The sequence below is a fragment of the Mesotoga sp. H07pep.5.4 genome (genome assembly GCF_003664935.1).
Classification (GTDB): Bacteria; Thermotogota; Thermotogae; order Petrotogales; family Kosmotogaceae; genus Mesotoga; species Mesotoga prima.
Map to the genome: position 1 here is coordinate 11,196 of NZ_JFHM01000015.1, position 15,822 is coordinate 27,017.

A 15,822-nucleotide genomic window follows, 5' to 3' on the forward strand; every position below is an offset into this window, starting at 1 on the left:
GAGTCTATTTATGACCAAATTTGTGTTCTAGAACACTGCAAACTATTAGAATCGGTCGGTTTTCTGCACGTGGGTTTTATAACCCAGTGCGAAGAAAAATAAGTATTTTGTTCGAGATAGATGACTTCAAATGATCTATTTAACTCATTTACTATTGACTGCCAGCAGCAATAATCTGAAAAATCTTCATAAGCCGATAATAATCGTTTTCATTTTTGCGAACTGAGAGAAATCTCTGTGAAAGCAGGGAAAAGATGTTCTATAATGTAACTGATGACAAGCAAAATTTCCTCTTTTTCTATGTTTTACTAGATAGATCAAAAATAATTCGAGGACTACAGGAGGTTTAGAATGGCACGAGTAATGAAAACTATGGACGGTAATACTGCTGCCGCCCATGTTGCTTACGCATTCACGGAGGTTGCGGCGATTTATCCCATTACTCCTTCATCATCCATGGCCGAGCTTGCAGACGCTTGGGCGGCAAATGGAAGGAAAAACATTTTCGGGCGACCAGTTGATGTAATAGAAATGCAATCGGAAGGCGGAGCAGCCGGAGCGGTCCACGGATCACTTGTAGCAGGGGCCCTAACAACTACATTTACTGCATCACAGGGGTTGTTGCTGATGATTCCCAACATGTATAAAATTGCAGGAGAGCTTTTGCCTGGGGTTTTTCACGTCAGCGCAAGGGCTATTGCGGCTCATGCCCTTTCGATTTTTGGTGACCATTCAGATGTGATGGCGACAAGACAGACGGGATTTGCGTTGCTTGCTTCTGGAAGTGTCCAGGAAGTAATGGATCTCGGATCCGTTGCTCACCTGTCGGCAATCAAATCCAGAATCCCATTCCTTCATTTCTTCGATGGATTCAGAACTTCGAGCGAAATTCAGAAGATCGAAGTTATGGACTATGATGATCTCAAAGAACTTGTCGATTATAAGGCGCTTAAGGAATTCAGAGACAGGGCCCTCAATCCAGAGCATCCCAAAACAATGGGAACGGCCCAGAATCCCGATATCTTCTTCCAGGCGAAGGAAGCTTCGAACAGATTCTATGATGCAGTTCCAGAAATCGTAGCCGATTACATGAAGGAGATTTCGAAGATAACAGGCAGGGAGTACAAGCCTTTCGTCTACTATGGTGATCCAGAAGCGGAACACGTAATTGTCGCGATGGGTTCAGTTACCGATACAATCGAGGAGACAGTCGACTACCTAATGAAAAAGGGTGAGAAGGTCGGTGTAATAAAGGTACACCTCTACAGACCATTCTCTGCAAAACACTTCTTTGAGGTTCTTCCAAATTCAGTCAAGAGGATTTCTACTCTAGACAGAACAAAAGAGCCGGGCTCTCTTGGGGAACCTCTATACGAAGATGTGAAGACTCTCTTCTATGGAGATAAGAATGCTCCAGAAGTCTATGGCGGCAGATACGGACTGGGTTCAAAGGATACCACACCTTCTCAGATTAAAGCTGTCTATGACAATCTTAAGCTTTCGACACCAAAGGACCACTTTACGATAGGTATAGTCGATGATGTCACCAATACTTCTCTCGAGATCAAGGAGAAGATCAATACCGCTCCAGAAGGTACTATTCGTTGCAAGTTCTGGGGACTTGGTTCCGACGGTACGGTGGGAGCTAACAAGGACGCGATAAAGATAATCGGTGATCACACCGACATGTATGCCCAGGGATATTTCGCTTATGATTCAAAGAAGTCCGGTGGAGTAACCATATCGCATCTTAGATTCGGCAAGAAGCCGATAAAGTCGACCTACCTGATCGATGAAGCCGATTATGTTGCCTGCCACAAGCAGTCATATGTGAATCAGTACGAGTTGTTGGAAGGACTTAAGAAGGGTGGAACGTTTGTCCTTAACACCAGCTGGGATTCTGAAGAGCTTGACAGGAATCTTCCCGGTAACATGAAAAAGTACCTTGCAGACAACAATATTAATTTCTACACGATCGATGCCACGAAAATTGCCATGGAGATCGGTCTTGGAACGAGAATCAATACGATAATGCAATCTGCCTTCTTCAAGCTGGCTAATGTAATACCTATAGAAGAAGCTATCAAGTATCTGAAAGAAGCAATAGTCAAGTCTTACGGTACCAAAGGCGAAAAAGTGGTACAGATGAACTACAAAGCAGTTGATAGTGGAATAGATGCGTTGAAGAAAATAGATATTCCGGAATCATGGGCAAAGGCACAAGATGAGAAAAAGGAAGAAGACTCCGAAAGACCTGAATTTGTGAGGAAAGTTGCAGATGTTATGAACAGACAGCAGGGAGACAAACTTCCTGTTTCTGCTTTCTTGGGAAGGGAGAACGGAGAATTTCCCAATGGAACGGCTGCATTCGAAAAACGCGGTATTGCTGTACTGATACCTGAATGGCAGCCCGACAACTGCATTCAGTGCAATCAGTGTTCTCTTGTCTGTCCACACGCAGCGATCAGGCCCTTCCTCATAAACGAAGAAGAAGAAAAGAAGGCTCCCGTTGCCTTTGAATCAATTAAAGCACTCGGAGGGAAGTCTTTCGAAGGACTGAAGTACAGGATTCAGGTTTCCCCTCTTGACTGTACAGGTTGTGGAAACTGCGCAGATATTTGTCCGGCTCCGAAAAATGCTCTCTTAATGAAACCACTTGAATCGCAGGTTGAGAAAGAGGTCCCAAATTGGGAATTCTCTACTACCATTTCTGAGAAAAAGGATGTCATGAACGTCGAAACATTGAAGGGTAGTCAATTCTCCAAACCTCTCCTGGAATTTTCCGGGGCATGTGCGGGATGTGGCGAGACCCCTTATGCACAGTTAGTAACACAGCTCTTCGGTGACAGAATGCTTATAGCCAACGCGACGGGATGTTCTTCTATCTGGGGAGCCTCGGCTCCTTCGACTCCTTATTGTATGAACGGCGAAGGCAAGGGACCTGCATGGGCGAATTCACTGTTTGAAGACAACGCTGAGTACGGATTCGGTATGGCTATGGCAGTCAACCACGGTAGAAACAAGCTTGCAAAGATTATGGAAGAGCTCTTAGAACAAGACATTCCGGAAGATATGAAGGAACCATTCGAGGCCTGGCTGAAAGGTAAGGATGATGCTAAGGCTTCAAAGGCGGCCACAATGGGCATCCTCAATGCAATTTCAAAGGGTTGTAAAAATGAAAGGGCAAGTACGCTCTTGAAGGAAATTGAGGAGAGAAAGGATCTCTTGATTAATAAATCTGTATGGATCTTTGGTGGAGATGGATGGGGCTACGACATAGGTTACGGCGGTCTCGATCACGTACTTGCGTCCGGAGAGGATGTAAACGTTCTCCTCTTTGATACCGAAGTCTACTCCAATACCGGTGGTCAGTCTTCGAAGTCCACTCCGACAGGTGCGGTAGCGAAGTTTGCTGCTTCGGGAAAGAAGACTAAGAAGAAGGATCTTGGTAGAATGGCAATGACCTACGGATACATCTATGTAGCACAAGTTGCAATGGGTGCAGACAAGAATCAAGTTGTCAAGGCCATTATAGAAGCTGAGAAATATCCTGGGCCATCTCTGATCATTGCATATTCTCCCTGTATAAACCACGGTATCAAGATTGGAATGGGTAAGACTCAAGAGCAGGAGAAGAGAGCGGTAGCTTCAGGTTACTGGCATCTTTACAGATACAATCCTCTCTTGAAAGAACAGGGCAAGAATCCCTTCATTCTCGATTCAAAGGAACCGAAAGAATCATTTATCGATTTCTTGATGAGCGAGGTTAGATACAGCGCTCTGAAATCAACCTTCCCGGACATCGCCGATGAGTTGTTCAAAAAGGCCGAAAGTGATGCTAAGGAGAGATACGAGATTTATAGAAAGCTTGCCTCTGAATAGAGGATTCTAAATGGGCGGGTGGTGATTAGCCACCCGTTTCTTGCAAAACGCACTAGCCATGTGTGCCCAGATTTACTGAAGGAGGTTTCGAATGAACGCAATTGATTATGCACTGAAACTAGAAAAAGACGGTGAGGCTTACTACACTAAACAAGCCCAGTGTTCGGAGGACATTCAGCTTAAGAAATTGTTTGAAATGCTCGCAAATGATGAACAGAGGCATTATGAGATCATAAGTGGATTCAAAGACAAGAATTACAACTACAAAGGCACATATACTTTCAAGACCACTAGAAATATGTTTTCCGAAATGCTCAATGATAAGAAATGCTTTGAGATTGATGCTACGAATCTTGAAGCTTATGAGCACGCAGTTGAAATGGAAAAAGAAAGTGTTAAGCTTTATCTTGATCAGGCAAAGCAAACAAGTGAACCATCCGAAAAAGAGATATTATTGAAGCTGGCTGCGGAGGAAAACAAACACCAGATAATTTTAGAGAATCTCATGGATTTTGTTAGAAAGGGCCTCGATTGGACCGAATCCCCTGAATTCAGCCATTTGGAAGAATGGGATAAGTTTACGGACCTAGACAAGTACTGATTTGGATTTACTTGAAATATAAGGAAAGACCGGGACATTGTCCCGGTCTCCTTAACTCAGGGGTAATCCATGTCGCCTTCGTTTGTCTTACATTTTAAAGGGGTTGTGCCTGTGGTTTCTCTGGTCTCTGATAATCAGACTTGATACCCGAGAAAAAGGTTCAGTCGGTAAGAAGTTTTTCAGCTGTTTGAAGATCCTCAGGAGTGTTGACCCCCAGAAATTCCTCTTTGTTGCTTGTTGAAAATCCGCATACAGACTTGTTGTCCGACAATGCCAAAGCAACAATATCTGCAATGTAAATTTCTCCAGTCTCCTTGTTTGGCACAAGCTGACCGATGTACTCCTGAACAATCTCCTTTTTGATGATAATCGGACCGATATAAAACTCCCAGGGAGGTGGGAAGTCAGGGATCTTTCTTTCTTCGAAGGAGACGACTTTACCATTTTCATTTCTCTCGACCAGTGCATAGGGAAACTTTTCCTGGGTGATTCCAGAGAGAAAAGTAATATCACAGTCACCGTTCCTGTGAAGCTCTACCAGAGATTTCAAAGACTCCTTTGCTATAAGAACGAGATCAGAGTACATCACTAGAATGTCTGAGTTGTCTGGGATCAGGTGAAGGCTCCTCTTCAAAGCGTCAGCGGTTCCTTTGGGCGAGTCCTGATAAGCTAAAAGAGTATTTTCACCGAGCACTTCTCTGAATTCCTTTTCAAAGTCAGGATTAATTACAACAATTGAGCATTTGCTTTCACAAAAAGCCGAAACCTTGTTCAAGATGTGAATTATCATAGGTTTTCCCTTTATTTTTACTAATGGCTTGGGAACCTCAGACTTCAGTCTCTTGCCTTTTCCAGCGGCGAGAATCACAGGAACTAACACTATAATCCCTCCTTCCTAATTATGATAACACTTCCATCTTGTGATGAATATTTGCGTCCTTTTTCTTTGTAAGGGTTTTGCCAAGTGTTATGTCTAGAATTCTCTTTGAGTCGGCCTTGCATTAATTCTATGAAAGAGATTCTATTTATTCTAATGATGACATCACTGAAAAAAGTGGCGGACTTAGGCGACCCATTACCAATTAGGAAAGGTTATAATCTTAACTTAAGGGAGGTTGAGGTTTGGTGGAGTATCTGGATTTGTCCTTAAGATTGTTTTGTGCTCTCGTTGCAGGAGCGCTTATAGGTGCCACAAGGGAAAGGATCTATAAACCTGCCGGTCTCAGAACTCACTCTTTGATATGTGTTGGAGCCGCCTTTATAACTGTCCTCTCCACAACTGTCTTTGTCACCGCCGAGCATGGTGATCCGGGAAGAGTAGCGGCACAGATTGTCTCGGGCATAGGATTCCTAGGAGCTGGAACAATCCTGAAGAAAGGTTTTTCCGTCAAAGGCTTGACCACGGCCGCCACACTCTGGGTAACGGCTGCTGTCGGGATGGGTTTCGGCAGCGGGGAATACTTGCTCTCGGTAGTAGTGACGGTCTTCGCGTTGCTTATAGTTCTTTTCCTTAAAAGGATTGAGTTGTTTATCGGAGGGAGAAATCTTCCCAAAGTTTTGATAGTTGCTGAAAACAGTCAAGAAACGTCTAGAAAGGTATCCGAATGGTTCAAGGACAATGGATTGACGGTTGAGTCAATGGAAATTGAAGAGGACGATGAAGTCCTTAGTCTCTTAGTTGAGGTGAGCAAAGGAGATGCCATAAAGGTAAAAAACATTATGGTGGGTCTTTCCACACTGAAGGGTGTCAAGAGCGCAGAGCTTCGATGACTTTTATTTTCTTGGACAGATATGGTCTATCCAGAGTTCCTGACCTCCTATCGAAAAAGACGTTATCCTTCCCTGGAGATTGAGTACTCCTTTAGGACCGCTCACGCTTGTAAGGGTTACGGTGACCCCGCCGATTACCTTACCGTCGATGTCTGAGAAGTCCTGGACGTTTTCGAGAATGCCGTTTATCTCGACATTGATGTTGCCTCCATATTCACCGTAGTAGAGAATCAGAGCGGATGGTTTTACCGGGAACTTGAAGGAAACGGTGATGTTGTTCAGGTTAACGTCCTTCCCTGAATGACCTGCCAACCCGCCGTTGGTAACAGTCATCACACCATTGGAAGTCGGTGTGCCATTTGACCATACGAATGGCTTCATATCCATTCGAGTTGTCTGCTCAAACAGGGTATCGCCATTGTGGTACTTTGTCCCAACGGTTGATCCCTCGAAATCAACACAGTTTAGCACCAAGTAGCATCCGGAAATGACAAAGATAGACACAGCAACTAACAAGAAAACAACTATCCGTTTCATTAAATCGCCTCCCCTGAGATCTTGCAAAGATAATGTAAGAATAGAATAAGGTATGATTTGGACGTGACAATTATATTCTTACGACGATCGTGGTCAAAGAAGACGAATCGCTATATTTCCGGGATTTGCGTTTCAGTTGTTGAAACCACCTGCAATCAGTACAAGATTCCGAAAGGAGAAAGACCTTATTTCTTTTCATGGGGCAGTTATCTGGTCTATTTGAATGGGCGATACGATTTGATGATGTAGAACCTATTTAGCGGTTTTTCCATAATCTAATCACAAGTCATTTATATCACTTTGTTTCGAATTGCCATCTAAAAATGATTTATCCCTTGGAGCGCTCTAATAGAAACTAATTCTCTGGGAAGGTTTGTGAAAGTTTAGGGTGTAGTTGTCTGAGCTACCCGCAATACCGTGGGTGATTTTTTGTATTTCTTCATTATGGTAAAACTCTATTTCTTAAGAACTTGCTTCCTGCAAAAAGTGTAAATAGTTTTTTGGGGGAAATGGTGTGTAATGTTTTCTAAAAGAGTCGTTTTTCTACCAGTAGATGAACGTTTATGCACAAGGGATTACTTTCTTCTCCTTTGTGAGGCCGTCGGAGGAGTGTTAGAGAAAGGAAGCGATGAGATACCGCTAATTGTGAATAACCCCACCGACATGATGAATGCAGAGGATCAACCGGGGAATCAAGGGAAGTCAACTTCCTTCGAAAGAGTTTTCACTCTCCTCAAGAGGTTTGTGAGTGAAGTTACAGTCATTGCAGATGTCAAGTATTCAAATGGTTCCGAAAACAAGATCATAGAAGCAATTATGGAAATTCATAATTTTGACTGGAATTCAACGAATTATTCGGGATGGAATACGGCCGGTAACACCATTGGTACTGTCAGTGCACATTCAGTAGTTCAACTTCTAGTAATGAAAAATTTCTTGTCCCTAGACAAAGTGAAGATGAAGCACCTTCAGATAATTATCTTCCTTGAACATTGGGCATATAAGTCGAAAATAAGGAAGATTCTCAAGTCTCAGTTGGAAAGAGCGGTTTGAATCCAGTGAATCTTATTCCTTTGGAGAAATGGATAGAGGATTTTGTGATTGAGAAAATGGGAAGCTACTGCGAAAGAGTGAAGAGTTCTATGGATCTTGATTTCGAAAAATAGAAAGAGTCTTCTTTCCCAGGCACAGAATCTTCGAAATCGGTATTTCATTAAGAGAAAGAAAGGATCTAATGTAGTGCCGCTAAAAAGAGAGTTCTTAAGTATGATTAAAGGAAGAATCAACGTCTCCTGTCAGGCGCTCGAAAATGAACCACTACAGGGAACTGGAATCATGACCAGAATGGCACAGTCGGCAATAATGGGCGGAGCTTCTGCGATTAGAGCAAATGGAGTTGAGGACATAAGAGAGATAAAGGCCAAATTTGAGATCCTTTTAGTTGGTCTGATCAAGAGGCAAAGTGAAAGTTTCCCCGTGTATTACCATTACATCGGAAGATGCAATCGATGTCCTTCAATCCGGAGCAGATGCGGTAGCGATTGACTGTACTCTAAGAGATAGGCCAGAGCCTGTTCACATGATTTTCGAAAAGTGAGAAGATTCTTTCCGGATAGACTGATAATGGCAGACATTTCTAATGTGGAAAATGTACGTGTGGTCGATAGGCTCATGCCGGACAAGATTACGACAACCCTTTCAGCGTACACCACAGATACTTCACAAAGACTTAAGCCAGATATTGACCTTGTCTCTATGCTTGTGAAAGAATTCGACTACCCGGTGATGCCGAAGGGAACTACTTGGAGCCAAACCGGATGATCATGGCGTTTGAGGCAGAAGCTTTTTCAGTTTCTCTAGGGAGTGTAATCACTAGACCTCAGCTCATCACCAAGAGATTCAATGATTGCCTGGAAACATTTAAGAAGAACAGTGATTTCAGAGAGAGTGATGATCTTGAAACTTGCAGGTAAAGACCTGATTGTCATGGGTGCAGGAATTGCGGGAATCCTTGCCGCCATTGCCGCACCAAGAAGAGGCCTTGATGTTCTGCTTGTAGAAAGGAACGGTTCTGTTGGAGATCTTTCAACCGCCGGTCTTTGCAGTCCCTTCATAAGATTCTGGCTTGGGAATGAGTCGTTTGTCTCGCGGATTTTCAAAGAAGTGCTTTACGGTCTTCACAGGCGTGGTGGACTTCTGAGGGGTTCATTCGATTTGGAGATTTTGAAGATGATCTATCTGGAGAAACTCAAAAAGGCTGGAGTCGTGCTCGCGTTTCGCTCGATTCCGGTAAAATTAATCTCCGCAGGAGGGTTTATGAAACAGATTTCGCTGCTTGTGCCAAGTGTCAATTTAAGAAGTAAGTAGATGAAAGCTCTAGGAGTGGACATCGGCGGTACTATATAAAGACTGCGGTTGTGGCATGCTCGGGTAAAATCAGTCAAAGGAAGAATCATGCAACTAGTGGGAATCTTAAGAATCAGATCCTCACGATTATTACTGAAGGGATTTCTTCAGATTGCGTTTCATCTATAAGAATAGGGACCGCAGGGACATTATTTCGAGGTGTTTAGATGATTAAGGCGCTAGTTCTTGGTGGAGGTGGGGCAAAAGGTTTTGCTCACGTCGGAGTTATTCGAGCGCTAGAAGAAAAGGGTTTTGTGCCGGATCTGATCATAGGGGTAAGTGCCGGCGCACTTGTAGGGGCCGGGTATGCTTTACTCTCAGATTCGAAGAGGCTTTGGGAGATCTCTCTTGAAATCTGTAGGAAGGGTAAAAAGCTGCTTCGCTTTGCAAATTCAGCTGCAAGAGAAAATAGAGGCTTGTTATTCAATGCAGCCACTTGTTTTCACATAAACACTTTTAAAGCGCTGCCTTTTGGATTGTACTTAAACGCGCTCAAGAAGCGTCTGAAAGGGTACAGATTCTCTGACACAAGAATTCCCTTCAAGTGCGTTTCAACCATAATGGATTCAGGCGAGTTATTCGTTCATGAAGAAGGAAGTATTTTCGAAGCGCTTAGAGCTTCCATGGCAATTCCTGGAATTATCTCGCCTTTTAGTCACAAAGGCTTCTCTCTTGCTGATGGAGGGATTGTGAATAATATTCCTGTCAGCATAGCTAAGGAAGAGGGCTGTACTCTAGTGTTGGCCGTGGATCTTTCTTCAAATAATAGAAAGGTTGGGATCGATACTTCAAATTCGATACTGGAAATAATCGATGTGTACAAAGTCGAAGAGTTTCAAAGGAAGGAACTGGCTCTTGCCGATGTTGTCATTTCACCATTGAACAAAAGGAATATTGGTTTGCTTGACTTCTCATCATGTATTGAACTCATGAATGAATCTTATGAAGAAACATTGAAGTTCGATCTAATTGGAGCAAGCCAGTGAAGATACATTTTGGTGGTTATGGTTTTCAGGGACTTGCCTCTATCGAGTACCTTGGAGATTTCGAGAGCGAAAGCAGAATGGTTTTGAACGGACTGGCGGGCTATTATGTAGCGGTTGAGAGAGCAATGGGCAAGAAGGAAGCCTTGTATAGGCTTTCAAAGTTTGTGGATGAGTTTTTCGTCACGTTGGAAGTGATGGATAGTGGCGCACTTTCTTCAAAAAAGATAGTGAGCGGCAAATTAGAACGAATTCGCCACTGCTGCATTTGGTCCAAGAGTAACCATATCTACGGGATAGCCGCAAGGGATTCTTATCTCGATGGAATTGCGGGGGAGACAGAGCTTAGTGCTGAAGTGTTCAATCTTGAAACTAGGAAGGTTGAGCTCATCCGCGATGATATGAGAGAAGTTGCAGCCGCCTGTATTTCCATCCCGGGACTTTTCGCTCCTTACAATGATGTTTATGTTACTACGACTTATCTAAGCCAAATTCCTGTTTCGTTCCTTTCAGAAGGTGATATTGTAATTCTGAATCTAAGGAATCTTTCTACTGACAAACCAAGTACAGCTTCAGAAATAATTTTCCGCGCCATGGAGATCCGATCACTAAATTATGCAAAAATGATTCTCGCTAATTCCAGTTGCGCTTCAGTTAGAGTTAAGACCAGGGTTCATTCAGACAACGTATTTGACTATCTAGATAAAGTTCGAAGGTCAGTTTAGTTTGAGCGAATGATGATAATATAGATTGTGTGGAATGCTGAGACAAGCGGCTTCGAATGGAGGAATTCTAATTGCTCAAGACGATGGTGGTGATCGGGACTCTTCTGGCTATGAGTTTCTATTTCATCAATGGAACAAAGAAAGGAATAGATGAGATCGTGACGATTGAACACGATGGCAGAATAAGACAGAGTATTGTTCACCTGCCTCCGATGATTCAAGATGATAAGCTACCTGTAGTGCTGGTATTTCACGGTCTTTTTGGCAACAGTAACTACACAAAGAATACGTACGGAATGACTGAAGTGGGAGACAGAGAAGGGTTTATTACCGTGTATCCCGAGGGAACCGGAACATTGAACAGCGTTCTTTTGAGCTGGAATTCAGGTTTCTGTTGTGGTTACGCAATGGAAAATGATGTCGATGATGTCTCATACATAGCGGAGCTCCTTGGAAGATTAGAAAGTGTTTATCCCATTGACGAAAAGAGAGTCTATCTCATTGGACTTTCCAACGGAGGGATGCTCGTATACAGGCTCATGTCAAGTTACCCCGATCTCTTCGCTGCCTGTGCGATTGTTTCATCTTCTCCAGCCGGCGGAGCCAGTGAGGACAGCGTTGTAATGATAGAACCTCCAGATACCGCCATTCCGCTCATAGTGTTTCACGGTATGAAAGATCCTATTATTCCTTTTGATGGCGGTTTTTCCAGTAGTTCTGAAGCAAATGGTATCTATTTTCCCTCGATAGAGGAGTCTGTGAAACTTTGGGCGGAGAAAATGGGCGCAGTCAATATGAGCGAGAAATCACTCGAGAACGGTTTGGTTTTACTCAGAGAATACACTGGAGAAGACGAGAGAAGTCTAGTTCATTTCTACGCGATAACCGATGGAGATCATACCTGGCCTGGAAGAGAGAAGGGAATAGATGCTCTCAGCAGCTCTTCACAGGCGAACATCAAGGCAAGTGAGTTGATATGGGAGTTTATGAAAGACAAGCATCTAGATTGATGCTTTGTTCGCTTTAGGTAGATCTCACCTAACAAAGCCGGCTCCCGGTTGTTCAAACCTTATGCGTTCAAATCCCTTTCCCGTAAGAGACCTGTGTATATTGTTAGCAGAGTTACATTTCGTTGGAAAGAGAAGCATAGTGCCGTCGTTCTCGACAACTCTGAGCATTTCGCTAAACTCGTTAACGAAATCCCCAAAGACATGACCGGAAATGAGAACATCACCGAATGCGTCTTCGAAGAGAATGTCCTTGATTAGGCCATTGACAACGAAGAGATTCCGACTTCTTTCTCGCATGCTTTTTATTTTAGGCGTCTTAAACTCCTCATTGGCTGAACTGCACACACCAATGAGGCTCCTCTATCAGTAGCGGCAAATGGCAGTCTACCGACGCCTTTGAACTCTCTTACAAGATGACTAACGTTGTGCTTTTCAAGAAGAAGCAGGGGTCTAATATTCAAATTGTCCACATCTATCCAGACGAGAGACAAAACATCACCCCCGGAGCGAAAGCTAATAAGGATAGTAGCATGATAAAATCGGGATTATCTTCAGTTACGTAGATGGGAGACTTATATGAGGCTTAACAAGGATTTATTCGAGAGAAGGCTGGGAATCTTCTTCATGGTATTGTGGATCTTAATCATGTTCTTCTACCTCACCTGGGATGGATGGCTGTACGAGTGGCGCGACTGTGGCTACAGCGGTCCTAGTCAGCACTTCGATCTTGACATTACCGACATGCAGTATTCGCTCTCCCCAGATAATGAGATCACTTACTTGTCTACGAACAATCTTCACAACTTGATATATCTTTGTTATCTCGTCTTCTTGATCGGTTGGCTGGGTTTGCTTTTTGACCTTGAGTGGGCTAAACAGGGAGCGATGGCTACCATGGGAATTTCTTTTGTTGCGGCGCTCTCGACGCTAAACCTCTCCGACCACGTGTACTTGCTTCAAGTGATGTATGATTTAGTTCATCTTTCAGGGGTGGTGATGGGAGCGTATCTGTTTTCGAAATACCATCTGAAAACTTCAAAAAGCCTCCCCGTTGTCCTAGGCACGTGGGCTATATATCTTGTTAGTCACCTTATCTTCACTCCCTGGCCGTTCTGGGAAAACGTTGGCCAAGCTTATTTCAGCGTAAATCAGATCAACGACTTGCCGTTCTTTCTTTTTGGTATGGAGTATATAGTTGTTGTAGTAATCATACTCGCAGTGAACACCCTTATCGTAAAACTAAACGGAAGAACGTCGAACCGTTTTCTAAGAGTATTGATTCCACTTGGCGTCTATTTTCTTCTCTTCATGATAATGTACTCAACAGGCCTAATAATAGTCCAGAACGTGAATATGAACACATGTGCCCTTAGATAATCATGTAAGCTTGAGTTGTCCAAGTTCGTTCTTCTTTTTCAAAATCTGACCTCAACATATTTCTTCTTAGAGTCGTAGTATCTTTTGGTGTTTCTGAGGTCCTTCTACCCGTTTGGCTTCAGGGACATATATTCATAACCTTCTTAGGTCTTCCATCTTTTTATCAAATGCCTGCCGAGAGAGATTTGCAGTCTCCATCGTAACACGCATAGACAAAGAATGTGGAGAAGAAGACTTGATGAAAGCCAATGAAGTTAACTGAATCGAAAGGAAATGAAAGCAAAGAATTAATTGATGAATAGGGGCACTCAATCAATCGCATCTCAATCAACTATGAGTTGATAATTGCCAATAGTTGGATCCTATCGGGTACCATGTCGGCAGACAATAGTTTGTCAGAAACATAGTAGATGGTAGAATGAATTTGTAAACAATAAGGATTACGTACTTATTTCACAATTTATATCTTATTCCTTCGGCAGTCTGCAAGAGAAGCATTTGAACTAAGTTATCATCAGCATTATTTACTGTAGACAATTGAAAATGGGTCTATAAGCCTGTTTATTGGTTAATAAAGGAGGGTGTTTTATGAGAAAGATAGCTTTGGGATTTCTTTTACTGCTCATTCTAGCTGTTCCTTGCACCATGCTCTTCTCGGAAGAGATTGAGATGCCTGTTGTCCAGCCTCCAATGGTTGTCACTACTCTGGGTCAGAGCCCGGGTGCTTTGATGTTCAGACTGGTCTGTGTCAGAAATCAAATTGCCTGTGTTCAGGAAGATCTCTTGACTGCCGAACAGCTTGCCGAGATGGCGGCAGGAGAAAATGCTCCAAAGACATTGGTCATAACCACAGGAACGAGTCTCAAAGGAATGGGAGCTGCCGGTATTGATATGAATTTCGAGGTGAAAAGGGTTGAAGCTCTTATTTCCAAGGCTAAAGAACTCGGAATGACGATTATCGGTGCACACATTGAGGGAATGGCGCGCCGTGTAGATTCTACTGACGAGAAGTCAATAAACACAGTGATGCCTAAATCTGATTTGATTCTCGTAATAGAAGACAGCGATTCAGATGGATTCTTCACAAACTTTTCGAATGAGACTGGAATTCCTCTTGTAAAGGTGAAAGAATCCTTGGAAATCGGGCCGGCTCTCAAAAAACTATTCCAAGAGTAGAGCATAACAATGATCTTCTTATCTGTCGACCTTTAGGTCGATTCTAAAGGGGGAGTGTCCTGGTGTACTTCCATGCTGGTCTGATACTTTTCGTTATAGCAGTATCGTTTGGAGTTGCAAAGGCACTTAAGCTAAGTGTCGAACTGTCGATGCTTGTTGCCGCGCTTGCAGCCGCTATTGTCCACTCGGGTGGAGCGATTCCGGTACGTCATCTTGTGGAAGGCTCCTTCACTTATCTTGATGTCTGTCTTATCTTTATTACCGCAACGTTTTTCATGAACCTGATTAAAGAGTCCGGTGGAGTCGCTTTTCTTGTAAGAGGTATTGTCACGGCCTTTCACAAGAGCAGAGTACTGTGTCTTTTCTTTCTTACTTTGCTGTTGTTGATTCCTGGGGCCCTTACTGGATCGGGTGCCACCACAGTTCTCACGGTTGGTACACTGGTGGGAACGGTCCTCACCTATATGGGAATATCTGAGAAGCGGGTGGCGGCGATAATCTTTGTTTGCGCTGCGATGAGTGCCGCTGCACCGCCAGTAAACCTCTGGGCAATGATGGCTGCGGCCGGATCTAACATGCCTTACGTGGGTTTCTTCATCCCACTGCTGGTATTGTCGCTAGCCGGTTCTCTATTTGCAATGTTCTTCCTTGGGGGAAAGGGTAAGAAAGTAGAGCTTGATGAAGCTCTGAAAGAGCTTCCTGAACCACCTGCTAAGATGAACTGGATAAGGGTAGGAATGCCATTTGTTGTTCTCATTTTCCTGATAATGGCCGGAAGGATTTGGCCCCACTCAATCCCCACTCTGGGACTTCCGTTCATGTTCGTTGTCGCATCAATATTTGCAATTATACTTAGCCCAAAGAAGCTAGAGATCCTTAGAATCGCATCGGATACCATCAATACATTGATCCCTCTTGTAGGCATCATGATCGTTGTAGGTATCCTGATTCAGATTATGGCTTTGAGCGGCGCAAGGGGATTGATCTCTCTTGCGGTAGTAACGTTGCCCATGTGGGTTTTATTTGCAGCGCTGTGGCTTATTCTTCCAGTGTCAGAGGGATTACTCCAATACGCGGTTGCACCGCTTCTAGGAGTGCCCTTAATTCTTCTTTTCAACATGAAGGGAATGGATGCCATAATTGCACTCTCTGCAATGGCTGTTATGTGGCCTGTGGGAGATATCCTTCCTCCCACGGCGGTTGTTGGAAGAGCGACAGTGATGGAACTGAAGTTCAAAGGCCATTATTACAGGGATTTCTTGAAGACTTCGCTCATACCGATGGGGTTCATTCTTCTAATTGCTACTTTGTTCCTGATTTTCAGTAATGAACTCTCCTTTTTAGTTGGCGGGTGA

General features: G+C 43.5%; 15 protein-coding genes and 1 pseudogene. 12 read left to right on the forward strand and 4 right to left on the reverse strand.

Going from position 1 to position 15,822, the window contains the following annotated elements:
* The first annotated feature begins 351 nt into the window (after positions 1-351).
* Together nifJ and Y696_RS09220 are read left to right on the forward strand one after the other, a co-directional pair.
* On the forward strand, positions 352-3,882 hold the full coding sequence (gene nifJ / locus Y696_RS09215; RefSeq protein ID WP_121510332.1) for a pyruvate:ferredoxin (flavodoxin) oxidoreductase: 3,531 nt from the start codon (positions 352-354) through the stop codon (positions 3,880-3,882).
* A 91-nt stretch (positions 3,883-3,973) separates the two neighbouring features.
* A complete protein-coding gene (locus Y696_RS09220) occupies positions 3,974-4,483 on the forward strand; it encodes a ferritin family protein (RefSeq protein ID WP_006488151.1) in 510 nt (169 codons plus the stop codon).
* Positions 4,484-4,643: 160 nt separating this feature from the next.
* On the opposite strand, the gene Y696_RS09225 is transcribed toward Y696_RS09220, so the two are convergent.
* A complete protein-coding gene (locus tag Y696_RS09225) occupies positions 4,644-5,363 on the reverse strand; it encodes a sugar phosphate nucleotidyltransferase (protein ID WP_121510333.1) in 720 nt (239 codons plus the stop codon).
* 245 nt (positions 5,364-5,608) lie between these two features.
* Between Y696_RS09225 and Y696_RS09230 the strand changes: the two genes are divergently transcribed.
* The gene (locus tag Y696_RS09230) at positions 5,609-6,253 is read left to right on the forward strand and encodes an MgtC/SapB family protein (protein ID WP_121510357.1); all 645 of its coding nucleotides are present in this window, start codon (positions 5,609-5,611) and stop codon (positions 6,251-6,253) included.
* A gap of 3 nt (positions 6,254-6,256) precedes the next feature.
* On the opposite strand, the gene Y696_RS09235 is transcribed toward Y696_RS09230, so the two are convergent.
* On the reverse strand, positions 6,257-6,790 hold the full coding sequence (locus tag Y696_RS09235) for a hypothetical protein (RefSeq protein WP_259459906.1): 534 nt from the start codon (positions 6,788-6,790) through the stop codon (positions 6,257-6,259).
* A gap of 519 nt (positions 6,791-7,309) precedes the next feature.
* Here Y696_RS09235 and Y696_RS09240 point away from each other — a divergent pair.
* From Y696_RS09240 to Y696_RS09275, 6 genes and pseudogenes are all read left to right on the forward strand, one after another.
* A complete protein-coding gene (locus Y696_RS09240; RefSeq protein ID WP_121510334.1) occupies positions 7,310-7,843 on the forward strand; it encodes a DUF4127 family protein in 534 nt (177 codons plus the stop codon).
* Positions 7,844-8,134: 291 nt separating this feature from the next.
* Positions 8,135-8,611, forward strand: a pseudogene (locus Y696_RS14420) (hypothetical protein).
* Positions 8,612-8,740: 129 nt separating this feature from the next.
* Positions 8,741-9,157 carry an FAD-dependent oxidoreductase gene (locus Y696_RS09260; protein ID WP_183084205.1) on the forward strand — a complete coding sequence of 139 codons (417 nt, stop codon included), beginning with the start codon at positions 8,741-8,743 and terminating at the stop codon, positions 9,155-9,157.
* 206 nt (positions 9,158-9,363) lie between these two features.
* Positions 9,364-10,182, forward strand: coding sequence for a patatin-like phospholipase family protein (locus Y696_RS09265; RefSeq protein ID WP_121510338.1), 819 nt, complete (start codon positions 9,364-9,366; stop codon positions 10,180-10,182).
* On the forward strand, positions 10,179-10,904 hold the full coding sequence (locus Y696_RS09270) for a hypothetical protein (RefSeq protein ID WP_121510339.1): 726 nt from the start codon (positions 10,179-10,181) through the stop codon (positions 10,902-10,904). Before Y696_RS09265 ends, Y696_RS09270 begins: the two co-directional genes overlap by 4 nt.
* Positions 10,905-10,975: 71 nt before the next feature.
* Positions 10,976-11,914: a PHB depolymerase family esterase gene (locus tag Y696_RS09275; RefSeq protein WP_121510340.1), complete on the forward strand. Its 939-nt coding sequence runs from the start codon at positions 10,976-10,978 to the stop codon at positions 11,912-11,914.
* Between the two features lie 24 nt (positions 11,915-11,938).
* On the opposite strand, the gene Y696_RS14315 is transcribed toward Y696_RS09275, so the two are convergent.
* Together Y696_RS14315 and Y696_RS09285 are read right to left on the reverse strand one after the other, a co-directional pair.
* Positions 11,939-12,211, reverse strand: a complete 273-nt coding sequence (locus Y696_RS14315) for a hypothetical protein (protein WP_259459907.1) — start codon at positions 12,209-12,211, stop codon at positions 11,939-11,941.
* 5 nt (positions 12,212-12,216) lie between these two features.
* Positions 12,217-12,405, reverse strand: coding sequence for a hypothetical protein (locus Y696_RS09285; protein ID WP_121510341.1), 189 nt, complete (start codon positions 12,403-12,405; stop codon positions 12,217-12,219).
* Positions 12,406-12,490: 85 nt separating this feature from the next.
* Here Y696_RS09285 and Y696_RS09290 point away from each other — a divergent pair, with 85 nt between their 5' ends.
* The 3 genes from Y696_RS09290 to Y696_RS09300 all read left to right on the forward strand — a co-directional run bounded on the left by Y696_RS09290 (position 12,491) and on the right by Y696_RS09300 (position 15,822).
* The gene (locus Y696_RS09290) at positions 12,491-13,291 is read left to right on the forward strand and encodes a hypothetical protein (RefSeq protein WP_121510342.1); all 801 of its coding nucleotides are present in this window, start codon (positions 12,491-12,493) and stop codon (positions 13,289-13,291) included.
* 588 nt (positions 13,292-13,879) lie between these two features.
* Positions 13,880-14,467, forward strand: a complete 588-nt coding sequence (locus tag Y696_RS09295) for a DUF6305 family protein (RefSeq protein ID WP_121510343.1) — start codon at positions 13,880-13,882, stop codon at positions 14,465-14,467.
* A gap of 62 nt (positions 14,468-14,529) precedes the next feature.
* Positions 14,530-15,822 (forward strand): C4-dicarboxylate ABC transporter, encoded by a 1,293-nt coding sequence (locus Y696_RS09300; protein ID WP_121510344.1) that lies wholly within the window; start codon positions 14,530-14,532, stop codon positions 15,820-15,822.